1 protein-coding gene is annotated in these 1,069 nt (G+C 66.3%); it reads left to right on the top strand.

Annotated features, from left to right (window positions below):
* Positions 1 to 69: 69 nt before the first annotated feature.
* On the top strand, positions 70 to 828 hold the full coding sequence (locus CSC64_RS13785; RefSeq protein WP_162435904.1) for a Bax inhibitor-1/YccA family protein: 759 nt from the start codon (positions 70 to 72) through the stop codon (positions 826 to 828).
* Positions 829 to 1,069 lie beyond the last annotated feature (241 nt).

The raw sequence follows: 1,069 nt of genomic DNA, 5'->3' as shown, positions 1-1,069 counted from the left end.
GGAAAGGGACCAAAGCGCACGTACGTGTATCCTCCCCCCACACCTTCGACCCACGGAGCGACCGCCCGCATGCGCAGCAGCAACCCCGCCTTCAAGGATTCCACCTTCCTCGACCTCGGCAGCGGCGCGGTGGTCTCGCGCGACGGCGGCACGATGTCGCTGGCCGGCACCAGCAACAAGACCGGCATCCTGCTCCTGCTGGCGGTGCTCACCGGCGCCTGGTCCTGGAGCCAGGCCTTCGGCGCCGACGGCAGCGTCAACCCCGCGATCGGCCTGTACCTGTGGGGCGGCCTGATCGCCGGCTTCGTGCTCGCCCTGGTCACCATCTTCAAGAAGACCTGGGCGCCGGTGACCGCGCCGCTCTACGCCCTGGCGCAGGGCGTGTTCCTGGGTGCGATCTCGGCGATGTATGACGCGCGCTTCAACGGCATCGTGATGCAGGCGGTGCTGCTGACCATGGGCACCCTGTTCGCGATGCTGTTCGCCTACCGTGCCGGCGTGATCAAGGCCACCGAGAACTTCAAGCTGGGCGTGGTCGCGGCCACCGGCGGCATCGCCCTGGTGTACCTGGCGTCGATCGTGCTGGGCTTCTTCAACATCCAGATCCCGATGATCCACGAGTCGGGCATCGTCGGCATCGGCTTCAGCCTGTTCGTGGTGGTGATCGCGGCGCTGAACCTGGTGCTGGACTTCGACTTCATCGAGAACGGCGTCGAGCAGGGCGCGCCGAAGTACATGGAGTGGTACGGCGCATTCGGGCTGATGGTGACGCTGGTGTGGCTGTACCTGGAATTCCTGCGGCTGCTGTCGAAGCTGCAGTCGCGCTGAGCGCGGCACGCGGAATGTGGAAACGGGGCGCCTGGCGCCCCGTTTCCGTTTGCGGATGTCGCGGCGTCCACGGCTCCTGTAGGAGCCCGCATGAGGGCGACCTGGTGGTGCGTGCGACGTCCCCCCGCTTTCAGTAGCGGTCGGCTTTGGAGTCCGCGGTTAGGGTATCCGAGATGGTCAGGGTTTTGGCATAGGCTTCCGGGGTGAGCCCGCCGATTGCCTTCTTGGGTCGCTCCTCGTT

The organism is Pseudoxanthomonas koreensis, assembly GCF_010093225.1.
In the GTDB taxonomy this organism is placed as follows: Bacteria; Pseudomonadota; Gammaproteobacteria; order Xanthomonadales; family Xanthomonadaceae; genus Pseudoxanthomonas; species Pseudoxanthomonas koreensis.
Note: the sequence above shows the minus strand (reverse complement) of the source record. Positions and strands in the feature narration are given on the sequence as shown.

Coding starts and splice junctions, on each gene's coding strand:
- CSC64_RS13785 (WP_162435904.1), top strand. CDS start 70: ATGCGCAGCAGCAACCCCGCCTTCAAGGATTCCACCTTCCTCGACCTC.